The sequence below is a fragment of the Komagataeibacter oboediens genome, assembly GCF_003207815.1.
Classification (GTDB): Bacteria; Pseudomonadota; Alphaproteobacteria; order Acetobacterales; family Acetobacteraceae; genus Komagataeibacter; species Komagataeibacter oboediens.
Map to the genome: position 1 here is coordinate 1 of NZ_NKTX01000193.1, position 1,317 is coordinate 1,317.

1 protein-coding gene and 1 pseudogene are annotated in these 1,317 nt (G+C 55.0%); one reads left to right on the forward strand and one right to left on the reverse strand.

Annotated elements, in window-relative coordinates; genetic code table 11:
• Positions 1 to 93 (reverse strand): annotated as a pseudogene (locus tag CFR80_RS18215) (IS5/IS1182 family transposase); the annotation flags it as partial.
• A gap of 186 nt (positions 94 to 279) precedes the next feature.
• Here CFR80_RS18215 and CFR80_RS18220 point away from each other — a divergent pair.
• Positions 280 to 1,104 carry a hypothetical protein gene (locus CFR80_RS18220; RefSeq protein ID WP_220032775.1) on the forward strand — a complete coding sequence of 275 codons (825 nt, stop codon included), beginning with the start codon at positions 280 to 282 and terminating at the stop codon, positions 1,102 to 1,104.
• The last annotated feature ends 213 nt before the right edge of the window (positions 1,105 to 1,317 follow it).

Below are 1,317 nucleotides of genomic sequence, written 5' to 3' on the forward strand. Positions count from 1 at the left end.
GATCAAAGCCCATTCCCCGTCCATCATATCCGATGGATATCGCAGTCCTTCCCGGCTATGTTCACGTCGGGCAATACCAGTCCATGTCACCATTCACTCCATCTCTCCGTAAAGACGGATGAATCACAACAGGCTGGTATTGTTCAAAAACTTTCGGATCAGGCTCTTACAGATGGAGCCCCGTTTCCTGGCCCGACCCATCTGCCTGAAGGCTTCATTCTGCATGAGCCGCGACTTCTGAACGGAACCGCCGACAATGCTGCGGCAGGTCTTGATGCGATGCAGTTCGCCATTGACCAGGCCATGAAGAATTACACATGTGTCGCATGCCGCGCCACCCGACTCAGCCGGACGGAAACAGGGGAATGGTCCGTTCATCTTTCGGACGGGTCGCGCGTGACCGGCCGGAAAATCTGGCTGGCGGCCGGTGTTATCGGCACCGCGCAACTCGTACTAAATTCAATCGATACCATGCGTGGTGCATCATTTAGGGACCATGCTCCTTACATGGCCTATGCCTCCGGTCTCAGGCACCTTCTGCGCTTACGACCGGGTCACCATTTTAATGCCTATACCCTGGAACGGATCGAAAGCAGCCATTGCGACGTTTTCGCCTCGATTTACGATATGGGCAGCGCGGAACTGAATCTGGTGCTGGGGTCTGCCATCAACCTGGTTTCTCCGTTTCTGCGTGGAGTCCGGTCCCCGTCTCTGGCCTCGATGCTCCAGCCAGTGCAAATCTGGACAATGCGCAGTTTCAGCCGCATCGTGCTGGATGCAACAGGCAGCCGCTATTCCAGTCATCTGGACGATGCATCGACAGACGATGGCCTGTGCCAAACGATAGCCGCAGTCTCATCCCTTGGAGGGAAGGTATGGCGTCATAATCGCACACCGGGTGGGCTCGGGTTTCATTACCACGACCTGCGCATGACATTGGATGACGGGCGGGATATCCCGGTCAACACCCTTCTGCGACGATGGTCGGACGGTCATGTCCTGTGTTCCGATGCGTCAATATTGCCGACAATCGGCCTGCGTCCACATACCCTGACAGCCATGGCAACAGCGCGCTATCTTGTAAAAAAACAATCGGAACAATAACGGAAACCTGTTTTTATTTTCGGCAAGTCCTTCCGGGGCCAGCACATATGCGGAAACCACGAATGATGCACTCGCAGACCTATTTCCCATACGAGGCCACATAACCAGCACAGCCTAAGAGTATCCGTTGTGGTCAAGCGGCTTTTGGCGTCCAAAGCCGATCTTTGTGAAGCAGGGCGTTTGCGAGGACAACGAGCTTTCGCATGATTGCGG

Excerpts from the sequence above, each read along its gene's own strand:
- CFR80_RS18220 (WP_220032775.1), top strand. The coding sequence starts at position 280 with ATGCAGTTCGCCATTGACCAGGCCATGAAGAATTACACATGTGTCGCA.